Raw genomic sequence first — 20,097 nt, forward strand, 5'->3', positions numbered from 1 at the left:
AGGAAAATATGTCAATAGAAAGTAAAGAAGAATTTTTAAATTTAATCAAGCAAATCGAACAAAGGATTAATTATAAAAAACCTAAAGCTTTTGCTATAGCAAGGCTTGATCTAAGTCAAGTTGATCCTAATAAAAAACTTCAAGCCAATTTTGGTGTGATTAATTTTGAGCAAAATTATGCTGCTGCAGCTGTTATGTTTGAAGCTTTTTTTAGAAGAGGGGTTGATGTTGATTTTAATGAAAGTGAGTTTGTGGCTACTTTGATTAAAGAAGATTTGGATTTTGCACTTGAATGTTTTGCGCCATTTTTGCAAGAGCAAGGCCATAAAAATATAGAAGCAATCAAAGCAGCAAAAGAAAATTTTAGAGAAAATGCTTTTTCTTTTGTTTGTATTTTTGAAGATGAGGCGCCAAAAAGTTTAGAAAGTGTGTATTTAAAACTTTATTTGCTTTCCAATAAAAAAGTACCTTTAAGAAGTTTAAATTTAACAGGCGCTTTTGGGATTTTACCAAATGTTGCATGGAGTGACAATAAGCCTATTGATTTGGACTTTTTAAGAGAAAATGAGATTGATTTAAAAATGAGTGGAAGGTATCCAAGGATTGATTATGTAGATAAATTTCCAAGATTTTTAGCTCATGTTATTCCTGAGGATAATACTAGAATTTTAGAAAGTTCTAAAGTAAGAATGGGGGCGGTTTTAGCTGCAGGTACTACTATAATGCCAGGGGCTGCTTATGTGAATTTTAATGCAGGTACAACTGGAGCTTGTATGGTAGAAGGACGTATTAGTTCTTCAGCTGTTGTGGGTGAAGGTAGCGATGTAGGAGGCGGTGCTTCTATACTTGGTGTTTTAAGTGGTACAAGTGGTAATGCTATTAGCATCGGTAAAGCTTGTCTTTTGGGTGCAAATTCAGTTACTGGAATTCCTTTAGGGGATAATTGTATCGTTGATGCGGGTATTGCTGTTTTAGAAGGGACTAAATTTGCTTTAAAAAATAAAGAAGAACTTCAAAAAATCAATCCTGATTTTAAATTTGATAAAGATATATACAAAGGTTTAGAATTAGCAGGATTAAATGGCTTACATTTTAGACAAGATTCTCAAAGTGGAGTGATGATAGCAGCTTTTAATAAAAAGGCTGTAAAACTTAATGAAGATTTGCATTAATTCTTAGCCCTTATGGGTTAAGAATTTTAAATAATTCATGCAGTTTATAAATACACACGCTAGGATGATGTTTAATGCTTCCTGTGTGTAGTAAAATCTCCTTGCTATCTTTTTTATAAAGCTTTTGCACAAAATTAAAATTCCACCATTTGTAAGTTTTGAAATTTAAATTATGGGTGGTATTTATATGAAAATTTATATAAGAATGATTTTGAAAGTTTTGGTTTAAACCAGGTGCTTGAAAGGCATAGACTTCTTTTACCTCGTTAGGAAAGGTTCTTGCAAAAGCTTGAGCTAGATATCCTCCTAAAGAATGTCCTATAATGATGAGCTTTTTATCAATGGTGTATTTTTGTTTAAGTTGATTGTAAAAATACTGCATGGATTGAATTTGACCTTTTGGAGTTTTGTTAAGTAAAATCAAAAAATCACTATAAAGATCTTTAAAATCAAAACACAAAGGATTTAAATCACTCCCTGCAAAGGCTAAAATATAGTTTTTTCTTTTTTTATCATAAATAAAACTAGCCCTAAAACCCATTTTAGATTGAGGGTGTGTTTCGTTGATGTGTTCAAGTATTTCATAATTTTTTACAAATTTTAAAGCTAAAAATGCATTGTTTAAACCACCTACGGCGATTTTTTCTTTTTTATAAAAAGGATTAGTTAAAGCTTTTATAATGGCTTTGTGTTTTTGCAAGCCTTCTTTTTTAAGCTTTGATTTAAATATGCATTAGCACAATAAGCTACCAAACTATAATCATATAATTTTTGCAATAAATCGATATTTTTTTCAAAATGAGCATGGAGTTTTAATAAGAGTAGTTTTTCTTGGGAAGTTAAATTTGTTTTTTGACTTAAAGCAATAAAGCTTTGCAAGTCAAAAAACATTATAAATTCTTACATAGAGCAAGTATTTTGGATAGTTGAATTAAGCATCCAAAGAACTTTTTCATATTTTGCAATATTTTCTTGAGCAAATGCTGCTGTTGTAGTGTCACTTGCTTTTTCAGCTTCTTCATTTAGCTTTTTAAATTCAGCCAAAAGATACTTATAATCTTCTCTAATAAGCTCTAAAACTTCTACTGGAGTAAAGCAATCTTTTTGAGCCTTAGGTGCTTTTGCATTTTCTAGTAATGTTTTTGAACAAACGATAGCTTTTTCTCCTAGTTGTAAAGCTCTCTCAGCACAATCATCAAAAAGTTCTGCCATTTCTTCATAAGCTTTTTCTGTATATTCATGAATTGAGAAAAACTGTAAACCTTTTACATTCCAGTGATAATTATGAAATTTAATCCATAAACTATGAGCATCCGCTTGTAATTGTAATAATTGTTTTGTTACTGACATGTTATCTCCTTTTTTATTTTTTAAAATTATAACATAGAATTCTTAAATAATAATAATTATTATCTAATAAATTTTAATGTTAGTAATTATTATATTTTCATTATACTCTTTTTTTACAATAAAGCAAATTTATTTACTTAACATATTTTTGAGTATTAATTTTCCTACCTCTACGCCAGGTTGATCATAAGTATTAATTCCAAGCATAATGCCACATGCAGAAGTAAATAACTCATAATAATACATCAAATACCCACAATGATAAGCATCTAATTTTTCAAGTTCTATTACATCAACACTTAAATTTTCAGCAATTAGCGCATGCATGGTTGCATCACATTGCGCGTTTAAAAGATCATGTAAATTAACTTCATTAGTAAAATCACAATTTTGTAAATGATTAAAGCTTATATTTGGGATACTAGGAGATTTTTGACTATCTTTGATTTTTAAAAAAGTAACAGTTTTATCTTTAGGCCCATCCATGATAAGTTGTAAAAAGCTATGCTGATCTCTAGCGCCAATTAAAGCAATAGGAGTTAAACCTATACGTTTAAAGCCTTGTTTTTTACCTAGACTTTCAGCAATTAGTTGAATATACCATTCATTAAAACCTTTAAAAGCATCTCCATAAGAAAAAAGCACATTAATATGCGCACTTTTATGCGTGCAATAATGATAAGCCTTTTGCAAAATTTGATCACATTTTTTCTCAAAAAAATCCACATAACAAGCTTTTGCACCTTCTAATAAGGCTTTAGTATCATATCCACAAAAGTTCAAAGGAACAATACCAATAGCAGATAAAACACTAAATCTACCACCGACATTTTTAGGTATAAAAAAGCATTTTATGTTTAATTCTTCTCCTAGTTTGTGAAGTTTTGATTCAAAATCAGTAATAAACACAAAGTTTTCGTGTAAATTTTCATTTTTAAAATCAAAATGAGCAATGATGAGTTTAAATAAAGAAATTACTTCTATAGTTGTACCTGATTTACTTGCTATAATGAAAAGTGTTTTTTGGGGATTTATTTTTTGCATAGTTTGGGTAAAAGTATGCGAGGAAGTATTGTCAATAATAAAAAGTTTTTTTTCTTCTACTTGATCAAATAAAAGCTCTTTTAAAGCTTTAACCCCACAACTTGATCCACCCATACCTACTAAAACGATATTTTCTATATGAGTTTTAGTAGCGATAAATTCTTTACTTTCTTTGATTAAATCAAAGCTCGTATCTACTAAGTGATAATATCCTATATCGCCACTTTCTAGCTCATCATTCATTCTATTTGCATAAGCGGTGATTTTTTTAAAATCTTGGGTTTTAAAAAATAAAGTATTATTTAGCATTTTTACTTTTCTCATAAAAATAATTTGTCGCTTCCACAAAGCCTTCTACGCTTCCACAATCAAATCTTTTTCCTTTAAATTTATAAGCTAAAACCATATTATTGGTTGCTTGTGAAAGTAAGGCATCAGTTAGTTGAATTTCTCCATTTTTACCTGCTTTGGTATTTTCTAAAATGCCAAAAATATCAGGTGTTAGAATGTATCTTCCTATGATGGCTAAGTTACTTGGAGCATCTTTTGGATCAGGTTTTTCTATCATAGAATTTACCATGATCAAATCCTCTTCCACAGCATTTCCAGCTATAACTCCATAGTTTGAGACTTGATCAGCTTCAACCTCCATCACAGCTATAACAGAGCAGCGGTATTTTTCATAAATTTTTACCATTTGAGCTAGGACATTTACCCCATTTTCATTTACGCATAAATCATCTGCTAAAATTACCCCAAAAGCTTCATCTTGCACTAAAGGTTTTGCTTTTAAAACCGCATCTCCTAAGCCTCTCATTTCATTTTGTCTTGTAAAAGTAAAGGTACAACGATCTATGAGTGTTCTTATTTCACTTAAAAGATATTCTTTTTTAGTGCCTGCAATTTGGTGTTCAAGTTCATAAGAAATATCAAAATAATCTTCCAAAGCTCTTTTTCCACGCCCTGTAACAAAACCCATAGTTTCCATACCAGCTTCTAAAGCTTCATCCACACCATAGTGAATTAAAGGTTTTGTCAAAATTGGTAGCATTTCTTTAGGTAGGGTTTTTGTAGCAGGTAAAAATCTAGTACCATAACCTGCTGCAGGAAAAATACAAGTTTGAAGCATAGTTTATCCTTAAATTTTTATAAGTTGTTTTGATTATAATTTTATTTAAATATTATAACTAATTTAAGGAAAAAATGAAAACCATTGATCAAATTTATCAAGCAAAAATAGAAATCAAAAAATCAACTTTTTTGTCTTTTTTATGTCCTTTTGAAGATTTTCAAACTTTAATGCAAAAGCTAAGAAATGAGCATTTAAAAGCCGTGCATTTTGTATATGCTTATAGGTATTTAAACGAATTTGATCAAATCATAGAAGATAAAAGCGATGATGGTGAGCCAAAAGGAACTTCTGCAATGCCTTGTTTGAACGTCCTAAGAGGGGCTTTGCTTGTTAATTGTGCGGTGATTGTGGTGCGTTATTTTGGAGGGATTAAACTTGGTACAGGTGGTCTTGTAAGAGCTTATAGTGAAGCTACAAATGAAGCTATTTTAAATGCAACGCTTTTAGAATTTGAAGCTAAAAATATTTTAAATTTAAACATTCCTTTTCATCTTTATGCAAGATTTGAGCATTTTTTAAATAAAAATAACATTTCTTATGAAAAAAAATTTCAAGAAAATGTTGAACTGGTTTTAAGCGTTAATGCAAAAGAAGAGGAGGAATTTAAAAAATTTGCAAAAGAGTTTGAATTTAGCGGACTTGTTTGGAAGTAAGCGTTTGCTTACTTCATTTTTATAAAGAACTTAAAAGATCTTTTACCATATCTTTTTGTGGCTCTTGTTTTTCTTCTATATTAGCTTGCATAGGAGTTTCGTTTTGTCCTCTAAAACGATAATTATAAATATTTGACATATTTGAGCTAAAAATTCCTGTGCTAAATTGATCTTGACTCATAGCTTTTGAAAAAAGCTCATCAAGTTTTAAACTTTGCTCGTTTAAATTTTCACTATTGTTTTGACTAAGCAAAGACATAAAGTCTTCATTAGCTCCTTGAGTGCTTTTATAAGCACTACTTTGACCATATCCATACTCTTTAACCGATAAATTATCATGGTTAACTTGCATGTTTTCTCCTTTCAAAATATTACAAGGAAAAAACAAGCAAAAATCATTCCTTAATCACCATGAGTTGGGTAGTATTCAGCTTCTATTTCATTGTTTTTAATAAACTCTTCTCTAGCTTTATTACAGCGCTCATCTCTTAGTTTTCTATAAGCATTTCTACTTTCTAATTCTTGAGAAGTTAAAGGGCGATCTTCTAAAAATGAAATGTGAAAATAAGTATCATCTTCTTTGCTGAATTTTTCATAAAATTCAACATAGTCAAAATAATCTTTTTCACTTTGAAAATCAATACTTTCTTCTACATAAATAGTTGGGCCAAAGCCTCTGTGATTTTGAGTAAAATGTCCAAAACCAGCTGCATATTTTATCTTAAACGAATTCATTCCAAACCTCCTAAAAATTCGTCATAACTTCCTTTAAAGTCTGTTAGTTTTCCATCTTCTAAAAACCATATACGATTAGCAAAAGCGCTAATTAGCTCTCTATCGTGGCTTATGCATATCACACAACCTTTGAAATTATACAAGGCTTCACCTAATGCAATGATGCTTTCAAGATCTAAATGATTATCCGGTTCATCTAAAAGTAAGAAATTTCCACGCTCTAACATTAATTTTGAAAGCATTAAGCGGTGTTTTTCGCCTCCGCTTAAGCTAGAAGCCATTTTTTCTTGATCGCTTCCGCTAAAGAGCATTCTACCAAGACATTTGCGAATTTCATCCAAATCTTTGAATTTTTCACTCATTAGCCATTCATAAAGTTTCAAATCTTCATTAATTAAATTCGTTGTATCTTGTGAAAAATATCCCATTTCTATGGTAGCACCAAGGTGAATATGACCACTATCAGGTTCTAATTTTGATGCGATGATTTTAGCTAAAGTACTTTTTCCAACACCATTTGCACCGATTAGGGCTATTTTATCACCTTTTTCTAATTTTAATTCTAAATTTTCAAATAAAGTTTTATCATAAGCTTTGCTAATACCTTTTAATTCTAAAACCTCATTTCCTATTTCTCTATTTGTTCTAAAAACTATGCTAGGATCACGCCTGCTTGAAGTTTTAATCTCTTCAAGTTCAAGTTTTTCTAAAGCTTTAGCCCTGCTTGTAGCTTGTTTGGCTTTTGAAGCATTAGCGCTAAAACGACGTATGAAATTTTCTAATTCTTCTCTTTCTTTTAAAGTTTTATCACGTTTGAGTTCAGCTTGTTTAGCAAGCAAGGTTGAAGCCATATACCAATCATCATAATTTCCAGCAAAATCGCGTATTTGTTTAAAATCCACATCTAAAATTCTTGTACAAACTTTATTTAGAAAATGTCTATCATGGCTAATTACTACTAAAGTTCCCTCATGTCTTAAAAGTTCATTTTCAAGCCAAGAAATAGCTTCTAAGTCAAGGTTGTTTGTAGGTTCATCTAAAAATAACACATCAGCACCTAAAAATAACACTTGTGCTAATAAAACTTTAAATTTATCCGCACTTTGTAAAGTACTCATGAGAGCATTAAAATCTTTTATATTTAAAGAGCTAAGAATTTTTTCACATCTAAGCTCACAATCATAGTTTGGATCTTCTTCTGCTGTTATGATTTCAAGCTCGCTTAATCTATCGTTGATTTCATCGGTAAATTCTTCACTCATATAAAGTTTTTCTTTTTCTTTTAGTGCATCATATAATCTTTTATTTGCACACATTACCGCATCTTTGATAGTGTAGTTTTCAAAAGCAAATTGATCTTGTCCTAATACAGCGATTTTTAAATTTGGATCTATACAAATTTCTCCACTGCTTGATTCTATTTCGCCTGAGAGAATTTTTAAAAAGGTTGATTTTCCTGCGCCATTTGCGCCTATAAGTCCATATCTTTCACCACGGTTTAATTTTAAATTTACATCTTCAAATAAAAGTTGGTTTGCAAAACGCATAGTGAGATTTTTTACTTCTACCATTAATATCCTTAAAATATTTTTGCTATAATTTTAACAAAAAAAGGTTTATTATTTTGGATTTTTCGTATTTATTGTTAAAAACATTGCCTAGTATGACTTTGGTTTTTAATATCTTAGCTTTATTTTTAGCTTATTTTTTTAAGCAAAATAAGATTTTTTTCTTACTTTTATTAATTTTATGTGCTAGGGCTTTATCTTTAGTAGCAAGTGAGTATCAAGCGCATTTGTTTATCTCGGTATTTTTACCTTTTTCTTTTGTGCTTTTTGTGTTTTTACAAGATAGCAAGCTTGTGTTTGAAAGAATTAATCTCATTAAATTTGCGTATTTAGCCTTTATGGGTTTTGTAGCGTTAATACTTAGCACAAGTACTAATTTTAATGCAAGCATTACAAGTGAAATTTTTGGCCTTTCAACGCAATTTTTTAAGCCTATTAGCGAGTTAAGCTTTTGTGTGTTTTGGGTGGGAATGATATTTTTATTATTTTCTTATTTTAAAAATAATGATTTTCATTTTTTACTAGCTTATATGGGCTTGAGTGTGCAGTTTTTATTTTACAATAGTGTTGATTTGGGTTATTATGAATTTGCTTCTTTAGTGTTGATAGGATTTTTAGCGTATAAAGCTTATAAAATAGCCTTTTTTGACACTTTAACCAATTTGCCAAATTTAAAAGCCTTAAGAAGATATGCACAAGGACTTGAAAATTTTCATTTAGCCTTGATTGAAGTAAAAAATATCAATGAAATTTATCATCAAAAAGGCTCAAAAATGGGCGAGTTTATAATGCATGAGTTTGCTAGGATTTTAAAAAAAGCCTTACATACTAGGGTTTTTAAAGATGATAAGGATTATTTTATCATTGTATTTGAAAATGAAAATATGGCTTTTGTACAAAGCAAACTTCAAATGCTTGAAAATTTTATGCAAAAATATAGTTTTGAATTGAAAGAGCAAAATGCAAAATTAGAAATTAAACTTTGTTTATCAAGTAAAAATGAAAACATAGAAGAAAGTTTAAAACAAGCAAAATTAGAACTTAGAAGACAAAAGGATTAAAATGCTAGATTTGATTTTTAGAGAGTATGATATAAGAGGGCTTTACCCAAGTGAGTTAAATGAAAAAAGTGTAAAAGCCATAGGCTATGCCTTGGGTTTAGAAATGAAATCAAGAGGTTGTGAGAAAGTAAGCGTAGGCTATGATGCAAGATATAGTGCAAATGAACTTTTTAACTATTTAATCAGCGGTTTAAATAAAGCTAATATGCAAGTTTTCAATATAGGTTTAGCACCAACTCCTATGGGATATTTTAGCTTGTTTTTTGATGAAATTTTTGATGCAAATATCATGATAACAGGTTCGCATAATCCAAAAGAATACAATGGCTTTAAAATCACGATTAACAAAGAAAGTTTTTTTGGTGCTGATTTGAAAAAACTTTCTTTAAAAGTGCAAGAGTATTTAGAACTTGAAATCAATGATGATTTAAGATGTGAAAATTATGATGTTAAAAGCTTATATATAGACTTTTTAGCTAAACATTTTTCACATCTTAAGGGCTATAAAGAAAAAATTATTATTGATTGTGCAAATGGAGCTACTGGAGTGATTATAAAGCCTTTGGTGGAAAAATTAAATTTTAATGCACAAATTTTATTTGAAAATCCTGATGGAAATTTCCCAAATCACGCGCCCGATCCAACAGAGCTTGAAAATTTACACGCATTGCAAGTTGTGCTAAAAGAAAATGAAAATGCAAAAATGGGCTTTGCTTTTGATGGAGATGGAGATCGCTTGGTGGTTGCAAGTAAAGACTATGTGTTTAAGGGTGATGAGCTTTGCTATTTATTTGCTAAAAATATAAAAAATCCTAGGGTTTTAGGTGAAGTAAAATGTTCTAAAAATCTTTTCGATGAGGTAGCTAAATTTGGTTTTATCATGATGGGTAAGACCGGGCATTCTAATATTAAAAAAATGATGAAAGAGCAAAATATCGACATAGCAGCAGAACTTAGTGGGCATATTTTCTTTAAAGATAGATATTTTGGTTATGATGATGGAATTTATGCATTTTTAAGAACCCTAGAGCTTTTAGTAAATGGTTTTGATATAGAAAAATTAGTTAAAGAATTACCAAAACTTTATGCAAGTGAAGAGATTAAGCTTAAGGTTAGTGAAGAAAATAAATTTCAAATCATAGAAAAATTTAAAGAAAAAGTAAAAGCAAACGCTTTTGAAAATGTGCTTGATTGTAATGAAATTGACGGAGTTAGAATCACCTTTAAAGAAGGCTGGGCGCTTTTGCGTGCTTCTAATACAAGTCCATATCTTATCATGCGTGCTGAAGCTACAAGTGCTGAATTTAAAGATTTTTTAGAAGCAAGAGTAAAAGAGCTTTTTGAAGAAATCATAAAAGAGCTTGCATAAGCTCTTTTACATCAATATTTTTTGTGTATAAATATGCTCTTAAGAGTTTAGGGATTTTTGCTTTTCTATAAATTTCTTTAAATTCTTTTGGCATTTTCTCACAACTTACAAAAGGAAAAATCAAAACTTTTTCTTGTATATAAACAATGCCTATTTTATGTGAAATCACTCCATCGCCTTTTAATGCTTCTTGTCTTTGTTTGGCGCTTAAAAGCACTCCAAGCTTTTTAAAGCATTTTGCGATTAAACTTTCATCTTTATGAGTGATGTAAATATTTTTAAATTCACAAATATTTTCTTCTTTTAAGTCTTTTTCTAAGTATTTAAAGCTCTTTTTTACTCCATTTGGATAAAGCTTTAAAAACTCATTAGCAAAATTTTTGCGTATGAAATTTCTAAAATATTTTTCATCATCATTACTCTCATCATGAAAATAAGTGATATTGTTTTCTTTTAAGTAATTTGAAATTTTTTCTTTTGGAATTTCAAGCAAGGGTCTTATGATGGTAAAATATTTTCTTTTTTCAATATCTTTAAAACCAAGTAATTCTCTAAGCCCTGCACCTTTAGAAAATTGCATTAAAAACCATTCTAGTTTATCGTTTAAATGATGAGCTAGTAAAAGATTATCATAAGAGTGATTTTTGCAAAGCTCTTCAAAAAACTCATAACGCAAAGCTCTTGCGCAAGCTTCGAAATTCTTTGTTATCTTGGGTGCAGTTTTGATGTAAATTTTTTTATGAAAACGCTTGGCTAATTCTTTGGCACTTTGTTCTTCTTTATCGCTATTTTTGCGAGTTTTGTAGTTTATAAAAGCAAGATCAAAATCTATATTTTTTTCTAAAAGCATGAAAAATAAAGCACTAGAATCACTCCCATGAGAAAATGCTAAAAGATTTTTCCCTTGCTTTAAATGATTTAAATATTTGCTATCAATCATCAAACTTTCTTAAAGCTTTTGCAATGAGTTTTTTATCTAAGCTCTGCGTGATTTCACACTCATAAAGCTTACCCATTTCTAAATCTCCACAATCGCTTTCATTGATGAGAATTTCTCCATCTATATCTCTATCCCAACGCAAATCTTTTGCACCGATGAAAAATTCTCCTTCAGAGCTTTGACCTTCACAAAATGCTAAAGTTTTTTTACTAACTTGTTGATTAAAACTTTTTTCTATGCATTCATCAACAATTTTTTCTATCACTTTCAATCTTGCATTGATGATTTTGCTAGGAATTTGCTCCATTTCAAAAGCTGCGGTATCTTCTTCTTTAGAATAAGCAAAAACACTAATTCTATCAAAACCAAATTCTTTTATAAAAGCGCATAATTCTTCAAAGTCCTCATCACTCTCTCCAGGGTGTCCTACTATAAAACCTGTGCGTAAAAATGAATTTGGAGCTTGTTTCATTAAATTTAAAAGTTCGATTAATTTAGCTTTATTAGCTCCGCGTTTCATGATTTTAAGCATATTATCACTGATGTGTTGTAAAGGCATGTCAAAATAATTTACAAAAACTTTTGATTGAATGATTTTTTCTATCACTTCTTTGCTAATACTTGTTGGATATAGATATAAAATTCTAGCAGCCTTTACACCTTGGATATTTTCTATAGCTTCAATAAGCTTTAAAAGTCCATCTTTTTGACCTTGATCAAATAAATACGAACTTGTATCTTGAGCAATAAAAGAAAAGTCTTTATAGTCTTTTTTAACAAGCTCTTTTACTTCATTTACAATGCTTTCTAGGCTTCTTGATTTGAGTTTTCCTTTAAAGCTTGGTATAGCGCAAAATGAACATTTTTGATTACATCCTTCAGCTATTTTGATAAAAGCGTGATAATTTGATCCTGTGATTACACGATTGGTATTTTTATCTTGCAAGTAAGTAGAATTGGAAAAAAGATTAGTTTTTTTAAGTATCATTTCATCAATTTTTTCATAATCTCCCACACCGGTAAAAAGATCAACTTCAGGTAGTTCTTTCATTAATTCTTCGCGGTAGCGTTGCATTAAACATCCTGTTACAACTAACAATGAATCTTTTTTTCTTTGCTCGTGTAAGTCTAAAATCGCATTTATGCTTTCTTTTTTAGCACTATCTATAAAGCCACAGGTATTTACAATCAAAACATCAGCTATGCTTGGCTCATCGCAAATTTCATAATCACTCAATCTTCCAAGCATGATTTCACTATCAACTAAATTTTTATTACAACCTAAAGACATTAAAAAAAGTTTTGGCATATTTCTCACTTTAAATGTTTTATTTTTTTGCTAAAATTATAAGATTAAATTATATCAAAATTAGAAAGAAAATTTTTATGGATAATTACGAATACAGCGAACTTTTAAAAAAATTAAAAAATAAAGTTGGAAATATCGCTTCTATCATCAAGCCTGAAGAGATAAAAGCAAGATTAAAAGAAATAGAAAATTTAGAAAATTCTCCTTCTTTTTGGAGTGATGTAAAACAAGCAGGAGTGATAGGTAAAGAAAAAACTAAAATTTCAAATTTACTTAAAAATTATGAAAATGCAAATAATGCTTTAAATGATGCAAGTGAGCTTTTTGATCTTGCTAATAGTGAAAATGACTTAGATACTATAGAAGCTTTATTTGAAGATGCAAACAAGCTAGAAGATCTTATTGTAAATCTTGAAATTTCTATGCTTTTAAGTGGAGAAAATGATGGTAAAAATGCTATAGTTTCCATTCACCCAGGAGCGGGCGGAACGGAGAGTAATGACTGGGCTAGTATGCTTTATAGGATGTATTTGAGATTTTGCGAAAGAGAAGGTTTTAAAGTGGAAACACTTGACTTTCAAGAAGGCGAAGAAGCAGGACTTAAAGATGTTAGCTTTTTAGTAAAAGGTGAAAATGCTTATGGGTATTTAAAAGCTGAAAATGGCATTCATCGTTTAGTAAGAACTTCTCCATTTGATAGTGCGGGGCGTCGTCATACGAGTTTTTCTAGTGTGATGGTTTCTCCTGAACTTGATGATGATATAGAAATAGAAATTGAAGAAAAAGATATAAGGATTGATTATTATAGAGCAAGCGGAGCAGGTGGACAGCATGTTAATAAAACTGAATCAGCAGTGCGTATAACTCATATGCCAAGTGGTATAGTAGTGCAATGTCAAAACGATAGAAGCCAACACAAAAACAAAGCAACTGCTTTTAAAATGTTAAAATCACGCCTTTATGAGCTTGAGCTTATGAAACAACAAGATGAAGCAAATTCAAGCGAAAAAAGTGAGATAGGTTGGGGGCATCAAATCCGCTCTTATGTGCTTTTTCCTTATCAACAAGTCAAAGACACACGCTCAAATGAAGCTTTTTCGCAGGTTGATAATATCTTAGATGGGGATATTAAAAAAATCATAGAAGGTGTTTTAATAGCGCAAAAAGCACAAGATTAATACTACAAAAGGATATTGAATGGAAAAAATTCTAGTTTGTGTGGATGTTTTAGAGCCTTGTAGGGAAAGTTTGCATTATGGAGTGTATTTAGCTAAAAAGCTAGATTTACCTTTAATGTTTTTATATACCATAGAACCAAATTTTACTAATGCTGAATTAGCTTGTAGTTTTGGTATAGGTGCTAGCGGGTGTGTGATTGAAGATTTAGTAGAAGAGCAAAGCCAAAAAAATGAAAATCTTTGCAAAAAAGGGCAAAGAATTTTAGAAGAATTTTGCACTTATGCAAAAGAACAAGGCGTAAAAGAATGCTTTAGTGTGCAAAGAGATGGAGACTTAGAAGAAGTTTTAAAAGAATATAATGATCAAATAAGATTAGCCATAGCAGGTTTAAAAGGTGGTGGTAAGAAAAATAAAATAGGCATTCATACAGAAGAATTAGTAAGAGCTTTAAATGTGCCTATTTTGCTTGTAAATTCTGCTTTTAAAGAGATTAAAAGTGTGATGATGGCTTATGATGGGAGTAATTTAGCTAAAAAGGCTATAGAACAAGCCATTAAAAGACCTATTTTTAAAGAAGCAAAACGTTATGTAGTAAATGTATCTAAAGATGAAAAAGCTTCTTATGAGTTATTAACTCAAGTAAGTCAAATTTTTAAAGAAGCAAATTTAAATGTGCAAACTCAGCATTTAAATGGAGAGATTACTCAAGCTTTATTTGATTTTGGTGAGCAAAATGATATAGATTTATTGATTATGGGAGCTTATTCACATCACTGGTTAAAAAGTATTTTATTTGGTAGTTTGACAAATGATATTTTAACTAAGGCTAAAAAACCTTTATTACTGATTCGCTAATGTTGTACCATAGACTTTTAAATCATTATATTAGCATTTATCACAAAAGCACCAAACAATTTCTCTTTGTTTGGACTTTGCTTGCTATGGTGCCTTTGTTTTGTAGTTTTTTATTTGATGAACTTGCTATTTATGCAACAGGTAAAATTACTTCTGAAATTTTATTTTTAATTTTAAATATTATTCCTATTATGGTGGCTGTAGCATTGATGGTTTTTTTGCTTATTAGTATTTGGGCTGCTTTTAGTGGAAAGATTAATATTAAAGAAAAATTTTTTATTATTTTATATGCATATGTTTTGATATGGTTTGCGTATGGGAATTTGTATTATTTTTCTTGTGATGTAGATAATTATAATAGAATGTTAATTGCTACTCAAAAAAATGAAAATTTAGATATTGCGGATTTGCAAGAAAAAGTTATAGAAGTGCAGTTTCAAACGCCTATAAGAGGAATTCATAATTTTTGGTCTTTAAATGATGAGTTAAAACCTCAAATTCAAAATAGAATAAAAGGTTTGGTTGATTGTTATTATTTTAGCGGAGTTACTATGCTAACGATAGGCTTTGGTGATGTAACACCGGTTAGTTCTTTGCTAAGATTATTTAGCGTATTTCAAGGATTTTTAGGGCAAGTTATTGTTGTGATTGCTATGGGACTTTGGATTAATCAAGTAGGTAAGCAATAGCTTACCTTGTGATTAATGTTTTATAGCATATTTATTTTGTATTTCTTCATGTCCTAGTATTTTTTGGATATTGCAATTTTTATCAATATCTAATTTTTTAACATCATAGTGAAAATTAGTACAATTGTGCAATAAAAATGCCATTGTTTTAGCATTATGTACATCCCATCTTGATAAATCTTGATCAAATTGTTTGCAATTTTCAAACATATGTGCCATTGTAATGGCATTATGCACATCCCAATTTTCTACTTTATGGTTAAATTTAAGACAATTGCAAAACATATATTTAGTATCTTTTACATTTGACATATTCCAAGAAGATAAGTCTTGATCAAAAGATTCACAATCAAAAAACATTCCTTCCATGTTTTCAACATTTTTAACATTCCATTTAGAAATATCATGATTAAAGCTTTTGCAGCAATAAAACATATAAGACATATCTTTAACATTTGACACATCCCATTTTTCTATACCATCAAAGTTAGTCCTAGTAGAATAGTAGAATAAATAAGACATATCCGCAATTAAGCTTACATCGATTTCATCTAAGGCAATAAGCTCTTCTCTAACAAGAGCAACTAATTCACATTTAGTTTTAGGCGTAAACATGTTAGCTCCTTTTTGGATGTTTATTACAATATAATTATAATATTATTTAAATATAAAGTAGAAAAAATAAATATTAAATTAACAAAAAAGTATAAAATACTATAATATGTTTCATTATGAAACATATTATAAATTTAATAGGAAAATTAAGCTAATTGATATAAAGATTAACCATATAAAAAGCAACAATGCCATTAAAAATGGTTTAAAACCTGCATTTTTTAAAACATTTTTATGGATATTTACTCCCAAAGCTACCATGGCCATAGAAAGCAAAAGTGTATCTATAGTTTGTATGCTTGGTTTTATATAATTAAGCGCAAAATCTGTATTTAATATTTCAAGTGAGCTAATACCACAAGCAAATAAAAACCACAAAGCAAAATAAGGAATATTTGCTTTAATGGAAATTTTTTCATTATTTTTGCTTAGAAATTTCAATGAAAAAAGACTTAAGAAAATTAAAAAAGGCACTAGCATTAAAACACGCATCATTTTTTCTATGACAGCACCATCTCCTGCTTGCACAGCTTCACCTGCTGCAACAGCATGTGCAACTTCATGCAAGCTTGCTCCCATGAAATACCCCATTTGCTTTAAATTAAAAAAATCAAACCAACCTAAATTCCAAGCCAAAGGATATAAAAACATCCCCAAAGTTCCAAACACAACCACAGTGCAAACTGCCACGCCAACTTTAGCAGAGCCACCTTTAACAATGCTTTCACTAGCCATCACAGCAGCTGCTCCACAAATGCTTGAGCCACTACTTATAAGTATGCTTTCTTTAAGATCAAGTTTGAATAATTTTCCTAACAAAAGCCCTATAAAAAAGGTAGAAAACACCACTAAAAATGCTAATAAAATCCCATTTAATCCAACTTTTTCTAAATCATTAAAAGTAATTCTAAAACCATAAAGTATAATTCCAAGTCTTAAAATTTCTTTTGTTGCTATGCCTAAAACTCCTGATTTTTTGAGTAAATTTGCATTTTGATGTGCTAAATTTCCTATTAAAGCTCCCAAGATTACGGCTATGATTAAAGCTGAAATTCCAAGATTTTTAAAAAAATTAAGCTCAGAAATAGCAAAAGCACAAAAAGCAAGAGTAAAAAGCAGTAAAAAAGCTTCAAATTTTCTATTTTTATATATATTTTTATGCATGAATTTTTCCTTTTTTTTGTTTTTTGTAATCTTAATGATTTTTTTATGATAAGTAAAATTAATTTTATTTGATATAATGATTAAAAATATTTATCAAAAGAGTGCTTATGACTTTTAAACAAATAAAATATTTTCAAGCCTTGTGTAGAAATTTAAATTTAAGAGCTTGTGCTAAAGAATTAAATATAACTCAATCTGCTTTGTCTTTAGCTATATTTGAACTTGAAAAAAGTTTAAACACCAAGCTTTTTGATAGAAATGCTAAATTTTTAAGTTTAAATGAAAAAGGAAAAGTTTTTTTAAAACAAATCACTCCTTTGATTTTAGAATTTGAACGCATAGAAAAAGCAATGCAAGATGATCAAAGCTATGAAATAAGTATGAAAGCTAGTCAAAATGTAGGTACTTATTTACTAGGAACTTTTTTAGATCAAAAGGCAGAAAATATCAAATTAAATTTGTCTTTGGATAATAGTCAAAATATCATCAAAGATATTTTAGATAAAGAAATAGATATAGGTTTGATTGAAGGGATTTGCAAAGATAAGGATATAAAAAAGATTAAAATTTGTGATGATGAGCTTATTGTGGTGAGTAAAAATGACTTAAAAAAAGAATTTTTCATAGATGAATTAAAGGATTTTAAATGGCTAAGTCGTGAGCAAGGTTCAGGTGCAAAAGAAGTGTTTTTAAATGCTTTACCTAAAGATGTAAAGCTTAATTTAATTTATGAATTAAACTCAACTGCTATGATAAAAGAGTTGGTTAAAAAAGGTGATTTTTTAGCAGTTTTACCTAAATTTAGTGTTAAAGAAGAGCTTGAAGCTAAAAGTTTATTTGAAGTAAGATTAAAAAATTTTAAAATTTCAAGAGAGCTTTGCTTGATTTATCATAAAAATAAAGAGCCAAGCAAGAAATTTATAAATTTATGTGAGTTTTTAAAACTTTGCATTCAAAAAGATTTAGTTTAGCTCTTGAATGCATTTTTTAAAAAGCTCCCCTCTTTCTTCATAGGATTTAAACTGATCTAAGCTCGCACAAGCAGGGCTTAGCAGGGCTACTTCATCATTAGTTAAGTTTTGATTGATTTTTTCTACTGCTTTAGGTAAAAACTCGCAAAAATGTGCTTTTAAATTAGTATTTTTAGCATATTCAAGCATTTTATTAGTGCTTTTTCCTATGGCATAAAGCTCTATATTAAGCTCTTTCATAAAAGCAAATAAAGCACTTAAATCCACTCCCTTATCATCCCCACCTATGATAAGATGAATTTTTTTATCCTTATAGCGTTTAAGAGCAGCTAAACTTGCATCCAGATTAGTCGCTTTAGTATCATTTACCCAAAGTCTATTTTTATGATCAAATATTTCTTCAAGTTTATTTTTTTCTATTTTAAACTCGTTTAAAAGCTCATAAGAACAACGATCTAGTATGATTTTTTCTATACTTAAGGCAATAAGTGCATCAAGTAAAAATGGGGTTTTAAAATGAATTTTTTCTAAGTCAATTTGCATTTTTTTAGCTAAATCTTGCTCATCTTCATAGCTTACAACATAAGCATGAGTTGGATAAGTCTCATACTTTTTAGGTAAAATTACCACATCATTTTCATTCATTCTTTCAAGCACGCTAAGCTTTGCTTGCTCATAATTTTCAAAACTTTTATGCCAAGAAAGATGATCAGGTGTGATAGGTAAAAGTGCATAAATTTCAGGTTTAGCTACTTTGGTGTAAAAAAGTGAAAAAGATGAGCTTTCTAAAATCCATAATTTAGCATTAGCGTCCATTTGTGCTAAAGGAGTTCCTATATTTGCTCCCATTTGTGCGTTAATGTGTTTTAAAAGATGATGTGTCATTTGAGTGGTAGTGGTTTTGCCATTTGTTCCGCTTATCCAAACACTTTTTGGCATGCCATCGTAAAAAAAATCATACTCGCTACTTAAATTTCTTGCTTGCTGTATGAGAAGATGATCACTTGGAAAGCCAGGGCTTGGAATTTCTAAGTCACTTTTTAAAGGATCAAATTTACAAGGTGGTAAAAGCGTATTGCCAAATTCATCTTTACTTATACTTGTAAAACGATCATCATAAATATCGCAATTTCCAAAACGCTGCGCAAAAGCTTTGGTTGTTTTTCCGTATCCAAAAAGTGAAATTTTCATTATCTTAACTTTATACTAATTAATGCAATGATATTTGCAAGTAAGGCTATCATCCAAAAACGCACGATGATTTTATTTTCCACCCAGCCTATTTTTTCAAAATGATGATGAATAGGTGCCATTTTAAATACTCTTTTATTAAAGATTTTAAAACTTCCTACTTGTAAAATCACTGAAATAGTTTCTAAAACAAATACAAAACCTATAAGCAAAAGCAAAATTTCATTTTTACTTACTATACCAAGATAGCCTAAAAATGCCCCTATGCTTAAACTCCCACTATCTCCCATAAAAACTTGTGCAGGATAGCAGTTATACCACAAAAACCCCATAAGCGCACCAACTAAAGCCGCGCTTATTACCACAAGTTCTCCTAGGCCTTGAATTTTAGGTAAAAATAAATAAGAACTATAAATAGCATTTCCGCTTAAATACAAAAAAGCACCAAGGCTTAAAAGAGAAAATATAGAAGGCACAGTTGCAAGCCCATCAAGTCCATCGGTTAAATTCACAGCATTAGAGCTTGATACAATAACTAAAATCCATAAAAACAACATAAACATACCACCATCAAAAATAGCATGTTTATAAAAAGGTAAATAAAATTCAGTATTTATATCAAATAAATATAATAATCCAACACAAATAAAAGCAGCGCTAAATTGTCCTAGAAGTTTCATTTTTGGGCTTAGTCCTGCGTGATTATCTTTTTTTAAAATTTTCCCTAAATCATCCACTAAACCTATAGTGCAAAATAATACCAAACATAATAATCCAACAATTACAAAACTATTATTTAAATCAGCACTTAAAACACTTGCTATGATAGTAGCAAAGATAAAAACAAGCCCACCCATAGTAGGAGTGTGAGATTTAGCTTGGTGTGATTGTGGAGCGTATTCATAAATAGGTTGATTTGCTTTTTTATTTTGAGCCCATTTGATAAATTTTGGCATTAAATACAAACTCAAAAACAAAGCGATAAAAAATGCAAAACCAGCACGCACGCTAATATAAGAAAAAAACATATAATTTGTATATTCTGTAAGATAAAGCAAAATTTTAACCTTGTATTTGTTTTTTAAAAGCATAATTTTAGT

The 20,097-nt window shown here is 29.6% G+C and carries 22 protein-coding genes; 8 read left to right on the forward strand and 14 right to left on the reverse strand.

Features of this window, described 5'->3' with window-relative positions; genetic code table 11:
* The first annotated feature begins 8 nt into the window (after positions 1-8).
* Positions 9-1,172, forward strand: coding sequence for a 2,3,4,5-tetrahydropyridine-2,6-carboxylate N-succinyltransferase (locus L8U41_RS00540; protein ID WP_263727519.1), 1,164 nt, complete (start codon positions 9-11; stop codon positions 1,170-1,172).
* 10 nt (positions 1,173-1,182) lie between these two features.
* Here the strand turns inward: L8U41_RS00540 and L8U41_RS00545 are convergent, their stop codons facing one another.
* The 5 genes from L8U41_RS00545 to galU form a co-directional block, all read right to left on the reverse strand.
* On the reverse strand, positions 1,183-1,872 hold the full coding sequence (locus L8U41_RS00545) for an alpha/beta fold hydrolase (protein ID WP_263727520.1): 690 nt from the start codon (positions 1,870-1,872) through the stop codon (positions 1,183-1,185).
* The gene (locus L8U41_RS00550; protein ID WP_263727521.1) at positions 1,848-2,063 is read right to left on the reverse strand and encodes a hypothetical protein; all 216 of its coding nucleotides are present in this window, start codon (positions 2,061-2,063) and stop codon (positions 1,848-1,850) included. Before L8U41_RS00550 ends, L8U41_RS00545 begins: the two co-directional genes overlap by 25 nt.
* A gap of 9 nt (positions 2,064-2,072) precedes the next feature.
* Positions 2,073-2,522 carry a Dps family protein gene (locus L8U41_RS00555; RefSeq protein ID WP_039667974.1) on the reverse strand — a complete coding sequence of 150 codons (450 nt, stop codon included), beginning with the start codon at positions 2,520-2,522 and terminating at the stop codon, positions 2,073-2,075.
* Positions 2,523-2,651: 129 nt separating this feature from the next.
* On the reverse strand, positions 2,652-3,875 hold the full coding sequence (locus L8U41_RS00560; RefSeq protein WP_263727605.1) for a glucose-6-phosphate isomerase: 1,224 nt from the start codon (positions 3,873-3,875) through the stop codon (positions 2,652-2,654).
* The gene (galU, locus tag L8U41_RS00565) at positions 3,865-4,695 is read right to left on the reverse strand and encodes a UTP--glucose-1-phosphate uridylyltransferase GalU (RefSeq protein ID WP_263727522.1); all 831 of its coding nucleotides are present in this window, start codon (positions 4,693-4,695) and stop codon (positions 3,865-3,867) included. Before galU ends, L8U41_RS00560 begins: the two co-directional genes overlap by 11 nt.
* Positions 4,696-4,769: 74 nt before the next feature.
* On the opposite strand from galU, the gene L8U41_RS00570 reads away from it, so the two are divergent.
* Positions 4,770-5,351 carry an IMPACT family protein gene (locus L8U41_RS00570; RefSeq protein ID WP_263678436.1) on the forward strand — a complete coding sequence of 194 codons (582 nt, stop codon included), beginning with the start codon at positions 4,770-4,772 and terminating at the stop codon, positions 5,349-5,351.
* Positions 5,352-5,370: 19 nt separating this feature from the next.
* Here L8U41_RS00570 and L8U41_RS00575 read toward each other — a convergent pair whose 3' ends face one another.
* From L8U41_RS00575 to L8U41_RS00585, 3 genes are read right to left on the reverse strand one after another with little or no spacing between them, the layout of a single operon-like run.
* Positions 5,371-5,703, reverse strand: coding sequence for a hypothetical protein (locus L8U41_RS00575; protein ID WP_087689349.1), 333 nt, complete (start codon positions 5,701-5,703; stop codon positions 5,371-5,373).
* A gap of 50 nt (positions 5,704-5,753) precedes the next feature.
* On the reverse strand, positions 5,754-6,086 hold the full coding sequence (locus L8U41_RS00580; RefSeq protein WP_039617462.1) for a hypothetical protein: 333 nt from the start codon (positions 6,084-6,086) through the stop codon (positions 5,754-5,756).
* Positions 6,083-7,657, reverse strand: coding sequence for an ABC-F family ATP-binding cassette domain-containing protein (locus L8U41_RS00585; protein WP_047207957.1), 1,575 nt, complete (start codon positions 7,655-7,657; stop codon positions 6,083-6,085). Before L8U41_RS00585 ends, L8U41_RS00580 begins: the two co-directional genes overlap by 4 nt.
* 53 nt (positions 7,658-7,710) lie before the next feature.
* On the opposite strand from L8U41_RS00585, the gene L8U41_RS00590 reads away from it, so the two are divergent.
* Entirely contained in the window at positions 7,711-8,715 is a 1,005-nt protein-coding gene (locus L8U41_RS00590) for a GGDEF domain-containing protein (RefSeq protein WP_263727523.1), read from the forward strand.
* A 1-nt stretch (position 8,716) separates the two neighbouring features.
* Positions 8,717-10,084: a phosphomannomutase/phosphoglucomutase gene (locus L8U41_RS00595; protein ID WP_263727524.1), complete on the forward strand. Its 1,368-nt coding sequence runs from the start codon at positions 8,717-8,719 to the stop codon at positions 10,082-10,084.
* On the opposite strand, the gene tilS is transcribed toward L8U41_RS00595, so the two are convergent.
* Together tilS and rimO are read right to left on the reverse strand one after the other, a co-directional pair.
* A complete protein-coding gene (gene tilS / locus L8U41_RS00600) occupies positions 10,065-11,027 on the reverse strand; it encodes a tRNA lysidine(34) synthetase TilS (protein WP_263727525.1) in 963 nt (320 codons plus the stop codon). The two genes, L8U41_RS00595 and tilS, sit on opposite strands and share 20 nt — an antisense overlap.
* Positions 11,017-12,333 carry a 30S ribosomal protein S12 methylthiotransferase RimO gene (gene rimO, locus L8U41_RS00605; RefSeq protein ID WP_263727526.1) on the reverse strand — a complete coding sequence of 439 codons (1,317 nt, stop codon included), beginning with the start codon at positions 12,331-12,333 and terminating at the stop codon, positions 11,017-11,019. The genes tilS and rimO overlap by 11 nt, the downstream gene beginning before the upstream one ends.
* A 77-nt stretch (positions 12,334-12,410) precedes the next feature.
* Between rimO and prfB the strand changes: the two genes are divergently transcribed.
* The 3 genes from prfB to L8U41_RS00620 are packed head-to-tail and all read left to right on the forward strand — an operon-like array spanning position 12,411 to position 15,056.
* Positions 12,411-13,511 carry a peptide chain release factor 2 gene (prfB, locus tag L8U41_RS00610; protein WP_039617474.1) on the forward strand — a complete coding sequence of 367 codons (1,101 nt, stop codon included), beginning with the start codon at positions 12,411-12,413 and terminating at the stop codon, positions 13,509-13,511.
* Between the two features lie 19 nt (positions 13,512-13,530).
* Complete coding sequence (locus tag L8U41_RS00615) at positions 13,531-14,367, forward strand: universal stress protein (RefSeq protein WP_263663611.1); 837 nt, start codon at positions 13,531-13,533, stop codon at positions 14,365-14,367.
* Positions 14,367-15,056 (forward strand): ion channel, encoded by a 690-nt coding sequence (locus L8U41_RS00620; RefSeq protein ID WP_263727527.1) that lies wholly within the window; start codon positions 14,367-14,369, stop codon positions 15,054-15,056. The genes L8U41_RS00615 and L8U41_RS00620 overlap by 1 nt, the downstream gene beginning before the upstream one ends.
* A 12-nt stretch (positions 15,057-15,068) precedes the next feature.
* On the opposite strand, the gene L8U41_RS00625 is transcribed toward L8U41_RS00620, so the two are convergent.
* Together L8U41_RS00625 and L8U41_RS00630 are read right to left on the reverse strand one after the other, a co-directional pair.
* Positions 15,069-15,671 carry a BspA family leucine-rich repeat surface protein gene (locus tag L8U41_RS00625; RefSeq protein WP_263727528.1) on the reverse strand — a complete coding sequence of 201 codons (603 nt, stop codon included), beginning with the start codon at positions 15,669-15,671 and terminating at the stop codon, positions 15,069-15,071.
* Between the two features lie 126 nt (positions 15,672-15,797).
* Positions 15,798-16,835 carry a YeiH family protein gene (locus L8U41_RS00630; protein WP_263727529.1) on the reverse strand — a complete coding sequence of 346 codons (1,038 nt, stop codon included), beginning with the start codon at positions 16,833-16,835 and terminating at the stop codon, positions 15,798-15,800.
* 107 nt (positions 16,836-16,942) lie between these two features.
* Here L8U41_RS00630 and L8U41_RS00635 point away from each other — a divergent pair, with 107 nt between their 5' ends.
* Positions 16,943-17,806 carry a LysR family transcriptional regulator gene (locus L8U41_RS00635; protein ID WP_263727530.1) on the forward strand — a complete coding sequence of 288 codons (864 nt, stop codon included), beginning with the start codon at positions 16,943-16,945 and terminating at the stop codon, positions 17,804-17,806.
* Here the strand turns inward: L8U41_RS00635 and murD are convergent.
* Positions 17,798-18,997, reverse strand: coding sequence for a UDP-N-acetylmuramoyl-L-alanine--D-glutamate ligase (gene murD, locus L8U41_RS00640; protein WP_263727531.1), 1,200 nt, complete (start codon positions 18,995-18,997; stop codon positions 17,798-17,800). The genes L8U41_RS00635 and murD overlap by 9 nt on opposite strands.
* Positions 18,997-20,055, reverse strand: coding sequence for a phospho-N-acetylmuramoyl-pentapeptide-transferase (mraY, locus tag L8U41_RS00645; protein ID WP_133319598.1), 1,059 nt, complete (start codon positions 20,053-20,055; stop codon positions 18,997-18,999). The genes murD and mraY overlap by 1 nt, the downstream gene beginning before the upstream one ends.
* Positions 20,056-20,097 lie beyond the last annotated feature (42 nt).

It is taken from the genome of Campylobacter sp. RKI_CA19_01116 (genome assembly GCF_025771405.1).
Taxonomy (GTDB): Bacteria; Campylobacterota; Campylobacteria; order Campylobacterales; family Campylobacteraceae; genus Campylobacter_D.